This window comes from Streptomyces sp. NPDC039465, from assembly GCF_055639315.1.
Genome location: NZ_JBVKAP010000001.1, coordinates 494723 through 510960, shown reverse-complemented (window position 1 = coordinate 510960; position 16238 = coordinate 494723). Strand labels below are relative to the sequence as shown.

Sequence of the window (16238 nt, the reverse complement as noted above, 5' to 3'; positions counted from 1 at the left end):
ACGTGTCACGCGGCCACCGCGCCGGCGGGGCGCGGCGGGCGTCGGCGCGTGTGCCATGTCGGGTCGCACGTTCGCGACGGGCTCGATGGCCCGGTCCCGGCCGTGTCACGCGGCCACCGCGCCGGCGGGGCGCGGCGGGCGTCGGCGCGTGTGCCATGTCGGGTCGCACGTTCGCGACGGGCTCGATGGCCCGGTCCCAGCCGTGTCACGCGGCCACCGCGCCCGTTGGGGACGTTCGGCGCCGGGAGCGCGGCCGGGCACCGGGCGGGCTCGCGCCCTGCCGGCCATGCGCCCCGCGCCGCGCCCCCGCACCTCCACCTGACCGCCGCGCAGCGCTCTCCCGCTCCCCTGCGGATAGGCTCGCCCTGGACCTTGATCGCAGGACAGGGAGACGGCGGGATGACAGTGCCCGGACGCAGAAGCAGTACGTTCACGCGGCTGCTGCGGCACGGCTTCACCGATCCGTCCGGGGCCGAGCGGCTGCTCGAGCTGCCCGACCTCGCTCCCGTACGGGACGACTCCGTCCTCCTCGACGCCCTCGGTGCCACCGCCGACCCCGATCTCGCCCTGCGTGGGCTCGTCCGGCTCGTCGAGGCGCAGTCCGGCGATCAGCGGCACGGGCTGCTGTCGACCCTGATCGGCGCGAAGCCGCTACGGGACCGGCTGCTCGGGGTCCTCGGCGCGTCGGAGGCCCTCGGGGACCATCTGGCCCGTCACCCCCGCGACTGGCAGGCCCTCGCCGCCTACGAGTCCGCGGACCTGCATCCGGGGGTCGCAGAGTTCGAGCGGGGCCTCGCCGACGCCACCGACGCCGTCTCGCTGCGGGTCGCCTACCGCCGCTGCCTGCTCGCCATAGCCGCCCGGGACGTCTGCGGCACCACCGACGTCGCCGAGACCGCCGCCGAGCTGGCCGATCTGGCCACCGCCACCCTGCGCGCCGCGCTCGCCATCGCCCGTACCGCCGCGCCCGCCGACGCTGCCCAGTGCCGGCTCGCCGTCATCGCCATGGGCAAGTGCGGCGGCCATGAGCTCAACTACGTCTCCGACGTCGACGTGATCTTCGTCGGGGAGCCGGTCGACGGCGCCGACGAGGGCAAGGCCCTGCAGGCCGCCACCCGGCTCGCCTCCCACCTCATGCGGATCTGCTCCGAGACGACCGTCGAGGGCACCATCTGGCCGGTCGACGCCAACCTGCGCCCCGAGGGCCGCAACGGCCCCCTCGTCCGCACCCTCTCCTCCCACCTCGCCTACTACCAGCGCTGGGCCAAGACCTGGGAGTTCCAGGCCCTGCTCAAGGCCCGCGCCGTGGCCGGCGACCCAGAGCTCGGCGCCGCCTACATCGACGCCGTCTCCCCGCTCGTCTGGCAGGCCGCCGAGCGCGAGAACTTCGTCGCCGACGTGCAGAAGATGCGCCGCCGGGTCGTCGACAACATCCCCGCCGCACAGATAGAGCGCGAGCTGAAGCTCGGCCCCGGCGGGCTGCGGGACGTCGAGTTCGCCGTCCAGCTGCTCCAGCTCGTGCACGGCCGCAGCGATGCCACATTGCACAGTGGTACGACACTCGACGCGCTCGGCGCCCTCGCCGGCGGCGGGTACGTGGGCCGCGCCGACGCCGCCCAGCTCGACGAGGCGTACCGCTTCCTGCGCGCCATGGAACACCGCATCCAGCTGTACCGGCTGCGCCGCACCCACCTCGTCCCCGAGGGCGAGGCCGACCTTCGCCGCCTCGGCCGCTCGCTCGGGCTGCGCACCGACCCGGTCGCCGAGGTCACCCGCGAGTGGCGGCGGCACGCCGGCGTGGTCCGCCGCCTCCACGAGAAGATCTTCTACCGGCCCCTGCTTGACGCCGTCGCCCAGCTCGCCCCCGGCGAGATCCGGCTCAGTGCCAGCGCCGCCCGGGAGCGCCTGGAGGCCCTCGGCTACGCCGACCCCGCCTCCGCCCTGCGCCATCTGGAGGCCCTGTCCTCCGGCGTCACCCGCAAGGCAGCCATCCAGCGCACCCTGCTGCCGGTCCTGCTCGGCTGGTTCGCGGACTCCGCGGACCCGGACGCCGGGCTCCTCGGCTTCCGCAAGGTCTCCGACGCCCTCGGCAAGACGCCGTGGTACCTACGCCTGCTACGGGACGAGGGCGCCGCCGCCGAGAACCTCGCGCGCGTGCTCTCCGCCGGCCGCCTCGCCCCCGACCTGCTGCTGCGCGCCCCCGAGGCGGTCGCCATCCTCGGCGACCCCGAGGGCCTCGGAGCGCGCGGCCGCGACCACCTGGAGCAGGAGATCCTGGCCGCCGTCGGCCGCGCCGACGACGCCGAACAGGCCGTCGCCGCGGCTCGCGGTGTCCGCCGCCGCGAGCTGTTCCGTACCGCCGCGGGCGACCTCATCGCCTCCTACGGCACCGAGGACCGGCCCGCCGAGGTCGACGCGGGCGCGCTCGTCGACCGGGTCGGCGACGCCGTGACCGATCTGAACGCCGCCACCCTCGCCGGCGCCCTGCGGGCTGTCGTACGGGCCGGATGGGGCGACGAACTGCCCACCCGCTTCGCCGTCATCGGCATGGGCCGCTTCGGCGGCCACGAACTGAGCTACGGCTCCGACGCCGACGTGCTCTTCGTCCACGAGCCGCGCGAGGGCGTCGACGAGCAGGAGGCCGCCCGGGCGGCCGGCACCGTCGTCGCCGAGATGCGCCGGCTCCTCCAACTCCCCACGGCCGACCCGCCGTTGCTCATCGACGCGGACCTGCGCCCCGAGGGCAAGAGCGGCCCGCTGGTCCGCACCCTCAAGTCGTACGAGGCCTACTACCGCCGCTGGTCGCTGGTCTGGGAGAGCCAGGCCCTGCTGCGCGCCGCGCCGATGGCCGGCGACGCGGGGCTCGGGGCACGCTTCATCGAGCTGGTCGACCCGCTGCGCTACCCGGCGGAGGGCCTCGGCGAGGACGCCGTGCGCGAGATCCGCCGCCTCAAGGCCCGGATGGAGTCCGAGCGCCTGCCGCGCGGCGCCGACCCGACCCTGCACACCAAACTGGGCCGGGGCGGGCTGAGCGACGTCGAATGGACCGTCCAGCTGCTCCAGATGCAACACGGCTGGGCCGAGCCCGGCCTGCGCACCACCCGCACCCGCGAGGCGCTGGCCGCCGCCCACGCGGCCCGGCTCCTGTCCACCGAGGACGCCCAGATCCTCGACGACGCCTGGGTCCTGGCCACCCGCGTCCGCAACGGCGTGATGCTCGTACGCGGCCGCCCGGGGGACACCTTCCCCTCTGACGGCCGCGAACTGGCGGCGGTGGCACGGTACTTGGGGTACGGTCCCGGCCATGTCGGCGACATGCTCGACGACTACCGGCGGATCACACGCCGGGCGCGGGCGGTGGTCGAAGAGCTCTTCTACGGCGCATAGCCCCGAGGCGGGGCGTCCGGGCCGTGGCCCCCGGCCGCCCCGGGCCGGGTTGTCCGGGCTGTCGCCCCCGCGCCGTGGCGCCCGGAGGGCCCTACGCCTCCGGGCCCCGCCGGCATCCCCCGGAAGTGCGCGAGGAAAGCCGGACGCCCCACCGGCCATCTCGTCGAGCACGCCGCGATGGACCCGGTCGCCGCCCTCGTCCCGGCCCGCCCCCGCGCCGAACGCCGTACGGCCCTGCTCGGTCTGCTCTCCGCGATGGCCGCCACCGGCCTGACCGGTGCCCACCTCATGGACATGGGCGGCGACGACGTACCGGGCCTGCTCCGCTCCGTCGAGGAGGACGGCGAGCTGCCGCTGCGGCTTCGGCTGGCCCCCTGGTGCATGCCGGGCGCCGACACGGAGGAGCTGGAGGAGCTCGTACGGCTCCAGGGGCGTGCCGGGCGCAGGTGGCGGGTCGGCGGCATGAAGTTCTTCATGGACGGCACGGTCGAGGGCGGCACCGCCTGGCTGGAGCATGCCGACTGCCACGGCCAGGGCACCGACGCCTTCTGGCCCGACCCGGCCGCGTACACCGCCGCCGCACACCGCCTACACCCGCGCCGACCACACCGACGAGTGGTGCAAGCGGCTCGGCGGCGAGCGGGCCGCCCGGGCCTGGCGCTGCCGCGACCTGTGACGCCGGGGGCCATCTGGCGCTCGGCTCCGACTGGCCGATCGCGCATGACGACGCCCGTCAGGTCCTCGCCACGGCCCAGCGCCCGTGTGGCGCCGCCTCGGCCGGCCGCGGGCTGAGCGGGCTGATGGCGCTGGAGGGCTGCACCACGCACGCCGCCGCCGCGGCGGGCGAGGAAGCCGTCGCCGGGCGGATCGAGGTGGGGCACCGCGCCGATCTGACCGCGTTCACCGTCGACCCGGTCGAAGCACCGGCCGACGAGACCGAGCCGCCGGCCAGGTCACCTACCAGAGCTGACCGTCTCCTGGGCCGGATCCGCCGCGTGGTCCGCCTCCGCCACCGGGGGCGGACCCGCCGGCTTCGCCCGCGCGGGCTCCACCAGCTTCGGCAGCCCCTGCGGCCGCGCCCCGTACCAGACGTAGGAGACGGCGAAACCGAAGCCCAGGCAGATCATGCCGCCGACCGCGTCCAGCCAGAAGTGGTTGGCGGTCGCCACGATCACCACCAGCGTGCCGGCGGGGTAGAGCAGGCCGAGGATCCGCGCCCAGGGGGCGGTGGCCAGGGCGAAGATCATGAGCCCGCACCACAGCGACCAGCCGATGTGCATCGACGGCATCGCCGCGTACTGGTTCGACATGTTCTTGAGGTTGCCCGAGGCCATCGAGCCCCACGTGTGGTGGACCAGGACCGTGTCGATGAAGCTCTGCCCGTTCATCAGCCGCGGGGGAGCGAGCGGATACAGGTAGTAACCGACCAGGGCCACACCGGTGGTCGCGAAGAGAATCGTGCGCGCCGCCGCGTAACGGCCCGGCTGCCGTCGGTACAACCACACGAGCACACCGATCGTCACGATGAAGTGCAATGTGGCGTAGTAGTAGTTCATCCCCACGATCAGCCACGTCACCGAATTCACGGCGTGGTTGACCGATTCCTCGAACGCGAGCCCCAGGGACTGCTCCGCCCGCCAGATCCAGTCGGCGTTGCGCAGCGCCTCGGCCTTCTGCTCCGGAACGGCGTTGCGGATCAGTGAGTACGTCCAGTAACTCACCGCGATCAGCAGGACCTCGAACCACAGCCGGGGCCGGCGCGGGGTACGTGTCCGCCGGTTCCAGGAGGAGCGGTCGCCGGGCTGCCCGGGTGTGCCAGGCCGTTCGTCGAGCTCGTCGGACCCGTCGATGGGTGACGGCGGGGCCGTACGGCCTTCCAGTGTTCTCACGGTCGATTCACCCATGGGGAGAAGGTTGCCAGATACGGGTACCCCTACCGATCATCCGTCGGTCGGGTCTTCGGCGCGACCGCTCCGTCTTTCGGAGGACCGCTGCCCCTGAGGTCCGGAGGCCGTGGAACCACGGACCACCAGCTCGGGGAGGAAGACGAATTCGCTGTGCGGAGCCGGTGTGCCGCCGATCTCCTCCAGCAGGGCCCTGACCGCGGCCTGCCCCATGGCCTGCACCGGCTGCCGGATCGTGGTCAGCGGCGGGTCGGTGAACGCTATCAGCGGGGAGTCGTCGAAGCCCACCACCGAGACGTCCCGGGGGACCTCCAGACCCTGCTGACGGGCGGCCCGGATCGCGCCGAGCGCCATCATGTCGCTGGCGCACACCACCGCGGTGCAGCCCCGGGAGAGGAGCGCGGCGGCGGCCGCCTGACCGCCCTCCAGCGTGTACAGGGAGTGCTCGATCAGGGCGTCGGCGTCCTCGGTGGACAGCCCGAGCCGCTCGGCCATGCCGAGCTGGAACCCCTCGATCTTGCGCAGGACCGGCACGAACCGCTTCGGTCCGACCGCGAGACCGATCCGGGTGTGGCCGAGCGCGACCAGGTGCGTCACGGCCAGCCGCATCGCCGCCCGGTCGTCGGGCGAGACGAAAGGGGCCTGGATCTTGGGCGAGAAGCCGTTGATGAGGACGAAGGGGACACCCTGGCCGCGCAGCTGGTCGTAGCGCTGTGTGTCGGCGGTGGTGTCCGCGTGCAGGCCGGAGACGAAGATGATCCCGGAGACCCCCCGGTCCACCAGCATCTCGGTCAGCTCGTCCTCGGTGGAGCCGCCGGGCGTCTGGGTGGCCAGGACCGGGGTGTATCCCTGGCGGGTCAGGGCCTGGCCGATGACCTGCGCCAGGGCGGGAAAGATGGGGTTGTCCAGCTCGGGCGTTATCAGCCCGACCAGGCCCGCACTGCGCTGGCGCAGCCGTACGGGCCGTTCGTAGCCGAGGACGTCGAGCGCGGCAAGCACGGACTCGCGGGTGGCGGTGGCCACGCCCGGTTTGCCGTTGAGAACGCGGCTGACTGTGGCCTCACTGACCCCCGCCTGGGCTGCGATGTCGGAGAGCCGCGCGGTCATGGGATGGGACTGTACCGGTCGCGCGTCAGATTGCCCACCACGTGCAGGAATCGGCGGGAATAAGGACGCTGTCCCCGGTGGCGGAGGCCTCGGGCTGCCAGGGGACGCTGGAGAGCACCCGTCGCCCGGGGCGGGGGAGTTGGACGTCCTCGCCGAGGGTGTTGAAGGTGCAGACGAGGCCCGGGCGGGCGAAGACGAGCAGCCCCTCGGGGGCATCGCGCCACTGCATCGTGCCGTCCCCGAGGCCGGGGAGCTCGCGCCGCAGGGCGAGGGCGGAGCGGTAGAGCTCCAGCGTGGACAGCGGGTCGCCGCTCTGCGCCTCGACGCTGAGCGCGGCCCAGGACTCCGGCTGCGGGAGCCAGCTGCCGCCGTCGCCGAAGCCGTACGAGGGTCCCTCGGCGGTCCACGGGATGGGCACCCGGCAGCCGTCGCGCAGGCCCTCCTGGCCGGCGGTGCGGCGGAACGCCGGGTCCTGGCGCACCTCGTCGGGCAGCTCGGTGACCTCGGGCAGGCCGAGCTCCTCGCCCTGGTAGACGTAGGCGGAGCCGGGCAGCGCCAGCATCAGCAGCGCGGCGGCCCGGGCCCGGCGCAGACCGGCGTCCCCTTCTCCGTAGCGTGTGGTGTGACGTACCACGTCGTGGTTGGAGAGCACCCAGGTCGTGGGGGCGCCGACGGAGGCGGTGGCGGCGAGCGAGTCGTCGATGACCCGGCGCATCGCGGGGGCCTCCCACGGGCAGTTCAGGAACTGGAAGTTGAAGGCCTGGTGCAGCTCGTCGGGGCGTACGTACAGGGCGAGCCGCTCCGGGGTGGGCGCCCAGGCCTCGGCGACGCCGATCCGCTCGCCCGGGTAGGAGTCGAGCAGCCGGCGCCAGGAGCGGTGGATCTCGTGCACACCGTCCTGGTCGAAGAAGGGGAGGACCTGGTTGCCGATGAGCCGGGCCTGTTCGGTGCGGCCGATGTCGGGCAGCCCGGCGGCCTTGACCATGCCGTGGGCGACGTCGATCCGGAACCCGTCGACGCCCAGATCGAGCCAGAACCGCAGCACGGACTCGAACTCGGCCTTGACCTCGGGGCTCTCCCAGTCCAGGTCGGGCTGCTCGGGGGCGAAGAGGTGGAGGTACCACTCGCCGTCCGCGACGCGCGTCCAGGCCGGGCCGCCGAAGACGGACTCCCAGTCGTTCGGCGGCAGTTCGCCGTTCTTCCCGCGGCCGGGGCGGAAGAGGAACCGCTCGCGCGCCGGGGAGCCGGGGCCCCCGGCGAGTGCCTCGAGGAACCACGGGTGCTGGTCGGAGGTGTGGTTGGGGACGATGTCCACGATGATCCGCAGACCCAGCTCATGGGCGGCGCGTACGAGGTTGTCGGCGTCGGCGAGGTCCCCGAAGAGCGGGTCGACGGCGCGGTAGTCGGCGACGTCGTAGCCGCCGTCGGCCTGCGGGGAGCCGTAGAACGGGGTCAGCCAGACGGCGTCGACGCCGAGGTCGCGCAGATGGGGGAGGCGGGCGCGGACACCGCGCAGATCGCCGACGCCGTCCCCGTCGCTGTCCGCGAAGGAACGGACGTACACCTGGTAGATGACGGCGTCGCGCCACCACCTCCGCCGACGGTCGTCGGGGCTCGCCAGACGCTGGTCCGGCACCGGGGCGGGGGAGGTGAGGTCATGAGCCATGGGGGTGTCCCTCTCGCGTGGTCCGTGGCGGTGGGGGCCGCACTGGTAACGAGAGGACAGGCGGCCTTGAAACGGTCCTGCAAGTGCTTACGAAAGGCTTGCAGAGGTCCTGCGGAGCCCGCAACCCCGCCCCGCCCCAGCTGGCACCGACTTTCCCATGTCTGTCAAGCGACCCATCGGCAACCTTAGGGACACGCGGATGTAACGATCCGCCGCCCTTGCAGAAAATTGCCGCAAGCTCTTTCGGCTCATTTGCATCCCTGTTACGTTCCTGGCAACCCGGAGCCGCGACGGAGCGTCCGGGATCATTTGAAGGAGTTCACATGCGGCGTGGCATAGCGGCCACCGCGCTGGTCGCGGCCCTGGCCCTGACGACGGCAGCGTGCGGTGGGGACAGCGGCAGCAAGGGCGACAGCGCCAAGAAGGGCGGCAAGCTCTCCGGCACCGTCACCTTCTGGGACACCTCGAACGAGGCCGAGAAGGGCACCTACCAGGCCCTGGCCGAGGGCTTCGAGAAGCTGCACCCCGACGTCGACGTCAAGTACGTCAACGTCCCCTTCGGCGATGCGAACTCCAAGTTCAAGAACGCGGCCGGCGGCAACTCCGGCGCTCCCGACGTGATGCGTACCGAGGTCGCCTGGGTGGCCGACTTCGCCAGCCTCGGATACCTCGCCCCGCTGGACGGCACCGCCGCCGTCGACAAGGCCGAGGACTACCTCCCGCAGGCCGCGGCCTCCACCAAGTTCCAGGGCAAGACCTACGCGGTCCCGCAGGTCATCGACACCATGGCGCTCTTCTACAACAAGAAGATGCTCAAGGACGCCGGGGTCGCCACGCCGCCCGCGACCATCGCCGAGCTCAAGGCCGCCTCCGCCAAGATCAAGCAGAAGACCGGCAAGACCGGCTTCTACCTGCGCGGCGACGACGCCTACTGGTTCCTGCCCTTCCTCTACGGCGAGGGCGGCGACATGGTCAACGCCAAGGACAAGCAGATCACCGTCGACGACCCGGCCGGTGTGAAGGCGTTCGCCACCATCAAGGACCTCGTCGACTCGAAGGCGGCCATCACCGACGCCGCCGACGGGTGGAACAACATGCAGAACGCCTTCAAGAACGGCGAAGTCGCGATGATGCTCAACGGCCCCTGGGCCATCGAGGACTCCCGCGCCGGCAAGCAGTTCACCGACAAGTCCAACCTCGGCATCGCCCCCGTCCCGGCCGGCACCGTCAAGCAGGCCTCCCCGCAGGGCGGCTGGAACCTCTCCGTCTACGCCGGTTCCAAGAACCTCGACGCCTCGTACGAGTTCGCCAAGTACATGAGCTCCGCCAAGGTGCAGCAGCAGACCACCGAGAAGCTCAGCCTGCTGCCGACCCGTACCTCCGTGTACGCCGTGCCCTCGGTCGCCGGCAACGAGATGGTCAAGTTCTTCAAGCCCGCCGTTGACAAGGCCGTCGAGCGTCCCTGGATCCCCCAGGGCAACGCCCTCTTCGAGCCGCTCAAGGTCGAGATGGCCAACGTCCTGACCGGGAAGGCCAGCCCCGAGCAGGCGGCCAAGAGCAGCGGAGAGGCCTACTCCAAGCTGCTCAAGGACTACAAGTAAGCACCGAGGGAAGTCACGGGAAGGGCTGACCGACGACATGGCTGTCGAGACCAGCCAGTCGGTGGCGAAGGCCGCGGGCGCAGACAGCGCCCGCGGCCCCGGCCGCCGCACTGAGAAGAACCCGGGCCGGCTGCGCCGCGCGCTGTCGACCCACTGGTACGCCTGGAGCATGGTCGCCCCGGTGGTGATCGTGATCGGCGTGATCATCGGCTACCCGCTGGTCCGCGGCGTCTACCTGTCGCTGACGGACGCCAACGAGGCCAACGTCGAGCGCACCATCGGCGTCAACCACATCCCGGCGACCTACGAGTTCATCGGCCTCGACAACTACAAGGCCGTCCTCACCGACAGCGTCTTCTGGGACCGGCTCGGCTGGACCCTCGTGTGGACCGTCAGCTGCGTCGGCCTCTCCTTCACCCTCGGCCTCGTCCTGGCCACCATGCTCAACCGCCGGATCAAGGGCCGCGGCTTCTACCGCATGGCCCTCATCCTGCCCTGGGCCGTCCCCGCCTTCGTCTCCGTCTTCACCTGGCGGCTGCTCTTCAACGAACGCAGCGGACTCTTCAACAAGCTCCTCGCCGGCGGCGGCTTCGACACCATCTCGTGGCTGAACGACCCCACCTGGGCGAAGATCTCCGTCATCGCCGTCAACGTCTGGCTCGGCATCCCCTTCATGCTCGTCGCCCTGCTCGGCGGACTCCAGTCCATCCCGGGCGAGCTGTACGAGGCCGCCGAGATGGACGGCGCGAGCGCCTGGCAGCGCTTCCGGCACATCACCCTGCCCGGACTGCGCTCCGTCAGCTCCACCGTGGTCCTGATCAGCTCCATCTGGACCTTCAACATGTTCCCGGTGATCTTCCTGCTCACCCGGGGCGGACCCGGTGACGCCACCGAGATCCTGGTCACGTACGCCTACCGGCTCTCCTTCGTCGTCAGCCCCCGCGACTACGCCGGATCCGCCGCCTGGGGCGTGCTGATCCTGCTGCTCCTGTCGCTCTTCGCCGTGGTCTACCGCCGCGCGCTCCGCAAGCAGGGAGAGGTGTGGTGACGATGTCCTCCACTCAGCAGACCAAGAAGAAGGTACGGAGCCGGGGCGAGCGCTCCCCGCTCGCCTCCGTCGGCCTCCACCTGACCCTGCTGGTCGCCTCCGTCATCGCGGTCTTCCCGCCGCTGTGGCTCGTGGTCACCTCCTTCAAGCCCAAGACCGAGGCCTTCGACACCTCCCTCGTCAAGGACTTCACCCTCGGCAACTACAGCCACGTCCTCGGCGAGACCGCGTTCCTCGAGTGGCTGGGCAACTCCCTGCTCGTCGTCGGCCTGACCACCGTCATCGGCGTCTTCATCTCGGCCACCACCGGCTACGCCGTCAGCCGCTTCCGCTTCCCCGGCATGCGCCCGCTGATGTGGCTGCTGCTCATCACCCAGATGTTCCCGGTCGCCGTGCTGATCGTGCCGCTGTACAACCTGCTGGCGAGCCTCGGCCTGCTCAACCAGCCCCTCGGCCTCGTCATCACCTACCTCACCATCGCCGTGCCGTTCTGCGCCTGGATGATGAAGGGCTACTTCGACGGCATCCCCGTCGAGATCGACGAAGCCGGCCGCGTCGACGGACTCAACCCCTTCGGCGTCTTCTGGCGGCTGGTCCTGCCGCTCGCGCGCCCCGGTCTCGCGGTCACCGCGTTCTACAGCTTCATCACCGGCTGGGCCGAAGTCGCCTACGCCTCCGCCTTCATGACCGGCGAGGAGAACCTCACCCTCTCCGGCGGACTGCAGTCCTTCGTCAACCAGTACACCAGCGACTGGGGTTCGCTGACCGCCGCCGCCGTGATCATCGCGGTGCCCGCGGCGATCGTCTTCGGACTCGCCCAGCGCCACCTCGTCTCGGGGCTCACCGCCGGCGCCACCAAGTCCTGACGCCCCGACCTCCACGACTACCAGGGAAGACATGACCCAGCACCTCGCTGCCCCCACCAATCCGACCACCGGGACCACCCCCGGCTGGTGGCGTGACGCGGTGATCTACCAGGTCTATCCACGCAGCTTCGCCGACGGCAACGGCGACGGCATGGGCGATCTCGAAGGCGTGCGCAGCCGGCTGCCGTACCTGAAGGAGCTCGGCGTCGACGCCGTCTGGCTCAGCCCCTTCTACGCCTCCCCGCAGGCCGACGCCGGCTACGACGTCGCCGACTACCGCGCCATCGACCCGATGTTCGGCACCCTGCACGACGCGGACGCCGTCATCCGGGAAGCCCACGCCCTGGGCCTGCGCATCATCGTCGACCTCGTCCCCAACCACTGCTCCGACCAGCACGAATGGTTCAAGCAGGCGCTGCGCGAAGGCCCCGGAAGCCCGCTGCGCGAACGCTTCCACTTCCGCCCCGGGCGGGGTGAGGGCGGCATGGAGCCCCCGAACGACTGGGAGTCCATCTTCGGCGGCCCGGCCTGGACACGCGTCGCGGACGGCGAGTGGTACCTCCACCTCTTCGCCCCCGAGCAGCCCGACTTCAACTGGGAACACCCGGCCGTCCAGGACGAGTTCCGCTCCATCCTGCGGTTCTGGCTCGACATGGGCACCGACGGCTTCCGGATCGACGTCGCCCATGGCCTCGTCAAGGCCGCCGGCCTGCCCGACCTCGGCCACAGCGAGCAGCTCAAGCTCCTCGGCAACCAGGTCCTGCCCTTCTTCGACCAGGACGGCGTCCACGAGATCTACCGCTCCTGGCGCAAGGTCCTCGACGAGTACGCGGGCGACCGCATCGGCGTCGCCGAGGCCTGGACCCCCAGCGCCGAACGCACCGCCCTCTACCTGCGCCCCGACGAGCTCCACCAGGCCTTCAACTTCCACTACCTGGACACCGGCTGGGACGCCAAGGCGCTGCGCGCCGCGATCGACGAATCGCTGGACGCCATGCGCCCGGTCGGCGCCCCCACCACCTGGGTGCTCTCCAACCACGATGTCGTACGCCATGTCACGCGGTACGGCGACGGTGCACAGGGCCTCGCCCGCGCCCGCGCCGCCGCACTGCTGATGCTGGCTCTGCCCGGCTCCGCCTACATCTACCAGGGCGAGGAGCTCGGCCTGCCCGAGGTCACCGACCTGCCCGACGAGGTGCGCCAGGACCCGTCCTTCTTCAAGGAGAACGGCCAGGAGGGCCTGCGCGACGGCTGCCGGGTGCCCATCCCGTGGACGGAGGAGGGACCTTCGTACGGCTTCGGTGACGGCGGCAGCTGGCTCCCGCAGCCCGAGTCCTGGGCGGCGCTGAGCGTCGAGGCGCAGACCGGCGACCCCACCTCGACCCTGGAGCTCTACCGCGGCGCCCTCGCGCTGCGCCGCGAGATCCCGGGCCTCGGCGCGGGCGACGCGGTGGAGTGGCTGGACGCGCCCGAGGGCGTGCTCGCCTTCCGACGGGACGGCTTCGTGTGCACGGTCAACACGACCGGACGGGCCGTACGCCTGCCCACGCCCGGCCGGCTCCTGCTGTCCAGCGCGCACCTGGCAGCCGAGGACGGCACCGTCGAGGTGCCCGCCGACACCGCCGCATGGTGGGCAGTGTGACATTTCCCAGGCCGCGGGGTGCCGAGCAGAGCGCCCCGCGGCTCGCGGACATCGCCGCGCAGGCCCATGTCAGCGAGGCCACGGTCAGCCGCGTCCTCAACGGCAAGGCCGGCGTGGCCGCCGCCACCCGCCACCGCGTCCTCGCCGCACTCGACGTGCTCGGCTACGAGCGGCCCGTACGGCTGCGCAGACGCAGCGCCGGTCTGGTCGGTCTGGTGATCCCGGAGCTGACCAACCCCATCTTTCCGGCGTTCGCCCAGGTCATCGAACAGGCTCTGGCCGGGCACGGCTACACCCCGGTGCTGTGCACCCAGATGCCGGGCGGCGCCACCGAGGACGAGCTCGTCGAGCAGCTGGAGGAGCGCGGTGTCACCGGCATCGTCTTCCTCTCGGGGCTGCACGCCGACACCTCCGCCGACCCCACGCGGTACGTCGAACTCGCCGCCCGTAAGGTCCCGTTCGTCCTCATCAACGGCTACAACGAGCACGTCGCCGCCCCCTTCGTCTCACCGGACGACCGGTCGGCGGCCCGGATGGCCGTACGGCACCTGGTCGAGCTGGGTCATGAACGCATCGGCCTGGCCATCGGACCGACCCGCTACGTGCCCTCACGCCGCAAGGCCGAGGGGTTCGTCGCGGCGCTGCACGCCTCGCTCGGCATCCCCCACGACGAGGCCGAACTGTTGGTGAAACCCACCCTGTTCACGGTCGAGGGCGGCCAGGCCGCGGCCGGCGCCCTGCTCGACCAGGGCTGCACGGGCATCGTCTGCGGCAGCGACATGATGGCGCTCGGCGCGATCCGCGCGGTGCGCGGGCGCGGCCTCGACGTGCCCGGCGACGTCTCCGTCGTCGGCTTCGACGACTCGCAGCTGATCGCCTTCACCGACCCTCCGCTGACCACGGTGCGCCAGCCGGTGCAGGCGATGGCGACCGCGGCGGTCGGCGCGCTCCTTGAGGAGATCGACGGAAACCCCGTGCAGCGCACGGAGTTCGTCTTCCAGCCGGAGCTGGTGGTGCGCGGCTCGACCGGGCAGGTCCGCCGGGCATAACCGGGCGGGACAGGGGGCGCGGAAAGGGTTGACCGCCGGGCGGGGCGCTCGTACGGTCTGCAAGAAGTTTCTGCGTTGTTTCAGCAAGAACTCTCAGACGTTTCCTGAACAGGCCTTGTGGACCGGGCGAGCCGCCCCGCACAAGGCCCCTCCCCTCCCCCCTCACGCAGGAGGCTCCTCATGGCCCGCAGAAGTGCCAGAGCCCGCCGACCACGTACCGCGACCCTCGCCCTGGCGGCGGGGGCGCTGTGCAGTGTGATGGTGTACGCCCCGCAGGCACAGGCCGATCCCCCCGGCGACAAGGACGTCACCGCCGTCCTCTTCGAGTGGAAGTTCGACTCGGTCGCCCGGGCCTGCACCGACACCCTCGGCCCCGCCGGATACGGCTACGTCCAGGTCTCCCCGCCCCAGGAACACATCCAGGGCAGCCAGTGGTGGACCTCGTACCAGCCCGTCAGCTACAAGATCGCCGGCCGCCTCGGCGACCGCACCTCCTTCAAGAACATGATCAACACCTGCCACGCCGCAGGGGTGAAGGTCGTCGCCGACGCCGTCGTCAACCACATGGCCGCAGGATCCGGCACCGGCACCGGCGGCTCCGCCTACGACAAGTACAACTACTCCGGCGTCTACTCCGGCTTCGACATGGACGACTGCCGCTCCCGGATCACCAACTACCAGGACCGCGGCAACATCCAGAACTGCGAACTCGTCGACCTCGCCGACCTCGACACCGGCGAGACGTACGTCCGCGACCGCATCGCCGCGTACCTCAACGACCTGCTCTCGCTGGGCGTCGACGGCTTCCGTATCGACGCCGCCAAGCACATGCCCGCCGCCGACCTCGCCGCCGTGAAGTCCCGCCTGAGCAACCCGTCCGTGTACTGGAAGCAGGAGGCGATATACGGCGCAGGGGAGGCGGTCTCACCCACCGAGTACCTCGGCAACGGCGACGTCCAGGAGTTCCGGTACGCCCGCGACCTCAAGCGGGTCTTCCAGAACGAGAACCTCGCCTACCTGAAGAACTACGGCGAGGGCTGGGGCTACATGCAGTCCGCGAAGGCCGGTGTCTTCGTCGACAACCACGACACCGAGCGCGGCGGCGACACCCTCAGCTACAAGAACGGCGCCGACTACACCCTCGCCAACGTCTTCATGCTGGCCTGGCCCTACGGCTCGCCCGACGTCCACTCCGGCTACGAATGGTCCGACAAGGACGCCGGCCCACCGCATGGCGGCACCGTCAACTCCTGCTACACCGACGGCTGGAAGTGCCAGCACGCCTGGCGCGAGATCGCCTCGATGGTCGCCCTGCGCAACGTCTCGGCCGGCCAGGCCGTCACCAACTGGTGGGACAACGGCGCGGACGCGATCGCCTTCGGCCGGGGCACCAAGGCGTACGTGGCCATCAACCACGAGCTGTCGGCCCTGACCCGTACGTTCCAGACGTCGCTGCCGGCCGGCGACTACTGCGACGTCCAGAGCGGGCGGGGTGTGACGGTGAACGCGTCGGGCCAGTTCACGGCAACCCTGCCGGCGAACACGGCCGTGGCACTGCACGCGGGCGCCCGCTCGTGCGGTACGTCCACCGCGACGGGCGCGTCGTTCGGCGTGCACGCCACCACCGTCCCCGGCGAGAACATCTACGTCACCGGCGACCGTCCGGAGCTCGGCAACTGGGCCCCGGCCGCCGCCCTGAAGCTGGACCCCTCGTCCTACCCGCTCTGGAAGCTGGAGCGGCCCCTGCCCGCGGGTACGTCCTTCGCCTACAAGTACCTGCGCAAGGACATCGCGGGCAAGGTGACATGGGAGTCCGGCGCCAACCGCACCGCGACCGTGCCGTCCTCCGGCACCGTCGCCCTCACCGACACCTGGCGCTCGTAGGACGCCGGTGTCCCCCTGACGGCCGCTCCGCGCGCTCATCCCCGCTGCGCGCGGAGCGGCGACTCCCCTTCCCGTACCGGATCA

At 71.4% G+C, this 16238-nt stretch carries 10 protein-coding genes and 1 pseudogene; 8 read left to right on the top strand and 3 right to left on the bottom strand.

The features are described 5' to 3' along the window. Positions 1-399 precede the first annotated feature (399 nt). Both ACZ7LT_RS02340 and ACZ7LT_RS02335 read left to right on the top strand, forming a co-directional pair. Positions 400-3387 (top strand): bifunctional [glutamine synthetase] adenylyltransferase/[glutamine synthetase]-adenylyl-L-tyrosine phosphorylase, encoded by a 2988-nt coding sequence (locus ACZ7LT_RS02340; RefSeq protein WP_471232991.1) that lies wholly within the window; start codon positions 400-402, stop codon positions 3385-3387. 141 nt (positions 3388-3528) lie between these two features. Next, positions 3529-4334, top strand: a pseudogene (locus ACZ7LT_RS02335) (amidohydrolase family protein); the annotation flags it as partial. A gap of 6 nt (positions 4335-4340) precedes the next feature. Here ACZ7LT_RS02335 and ACZ7LT_RS02330 read toward each other — a convergent pair. Genes ACZ7LT_RS02330 through ACZ7LT_RS02320 form a run of 3 tightly spaced genes read right to left on the bottom strand, consistent with a single transcriptional unit; the run spans position 4341 to position 8064 of the window. Next, positions 4341-5291, bottom strand: coding sequence for a phosphatase PAP2 family protein (locus ACZ7LT_RS02330; RefSeq protein ID WP_471232989.1), 951 nt, complete (start codon positions 5289-5291; stop codon positions 4341-4343). Between the two features lie 36 nt (positions 5292-5327). Then, the gene (locus tag ACZ7LT_RS02325; RefSeq protein WP_471232988.1) at positions 5328-6398 is read right to left on the bottom strand and encodes a LacI family DNA-binding transcriptional regulator; all 1071 of its coding nucleotides are present in this window, start codon (positions 6396-6398) and stop codon (positions 5328-5330) included. A gap of 25 nt (positions 6399-6423) precedes the next feature. Continuing rightward, positions 6424-8064 carry a glycoside hydrolase family 13 protein gene (locus ACZ7LT_RS02320; RefSeq protein WP_471232986.1) on the bottom strand — a complete coding sequence of 547 codons (1641 nt, stop codon included), beginning with the start codon at positions 8062-8064 and terminating at the stop codon, positions 6424-6426. A 323-nt stretch (positions 8065-8387) separates the two neighbouring features. On the opposite strand from ACZ7LT_RS02320, the gene ACZ7LT_RS02315 reads away from it, so the two are divergent. The 6 genes from ACZ7LT_RS02315 to ACZ7LT_RS02290 all read left to right on the top strand — a co-directional run bounded on the left by ACZ7LT_RS02315 (position 8388) and on the right by ACZ7LT_RS02290 (position 16154). Then, positions 8388-9665, top strand: a complete 1278-nt coding sequence (locus tag ACZ7LT_RS02315; protein ID WP_471232985.1) for an extracellular solute-binding protein — start codon at positions 8388-8390, stop codon at positions 9663-9665. A gap of 37 nt (positions 9666-9702) precedes the next feature. Then, positions 9703-10713: a carbohydrate ABC transporter permease gene (locus ACZ7LT_RS02310; protein WP_471232984.1), complete on the top strand. Its 1011-nt coding sequence runs from the start codon at positions 9703-9705 to the stop codon at positions 10711-10713. Between the two features lie 2 nt (positions 10714-10715). After that, positions 10716-11579, top strand: coding sequence for a sugar ABC transporter permease (locus tag ACZ7LT_RS02305; RefSeq protein WP_471232983.1), 864 nt, complete (start codon positions 10716-10718; stop codon positions 11577-11579). Between the two features lie 31 nt (positions 11580-11610). Continuing rightward, complete coding sequence (locus tag ACZ7LT_RS02300) at positions 11611-13221, top strand: glycoside hydrolase family 13 protein (RefSeq protein WP_471232982.1); 1611 nt, start codon at positions 11611-11613, stop codon at positions 13219-13221. Further along, positions 13209-14270 carry a LacI family DNA-binding transcriptional regulator gene (locus tag ACZ7LT_RS02295; protein ID WP_471234766.1) on the top strand — a complete coding sequence of 354 codons (1062 nt, stop codon included), beginning with the start codon at positions 13209-13211 and terminating at the stop codon, positions 14268-14270. The genes ACZ7LT_RS02300 and ACZ7LT_RS02295 overlap by 13 nt, the downstream gene beginning before the upstream one ends. A 180-nt stretch (positions 14271-14450) precedes the next feature. Next, the gene (locus tag ACZ7LT_RS02290; RefSeq protein ID WP_471232980.1) at positions 14451-16154 is read left to right on the top strand and encodes a carbohydrate-binding module family 20 domain-containing protein; all 1704 of its coding nucleotides are present in this window, start codon (positions 14451-14453) and stop codon (positions 16152-16154) included. Positions 16155-16238 lie beyond the last annotated feature (84 nt).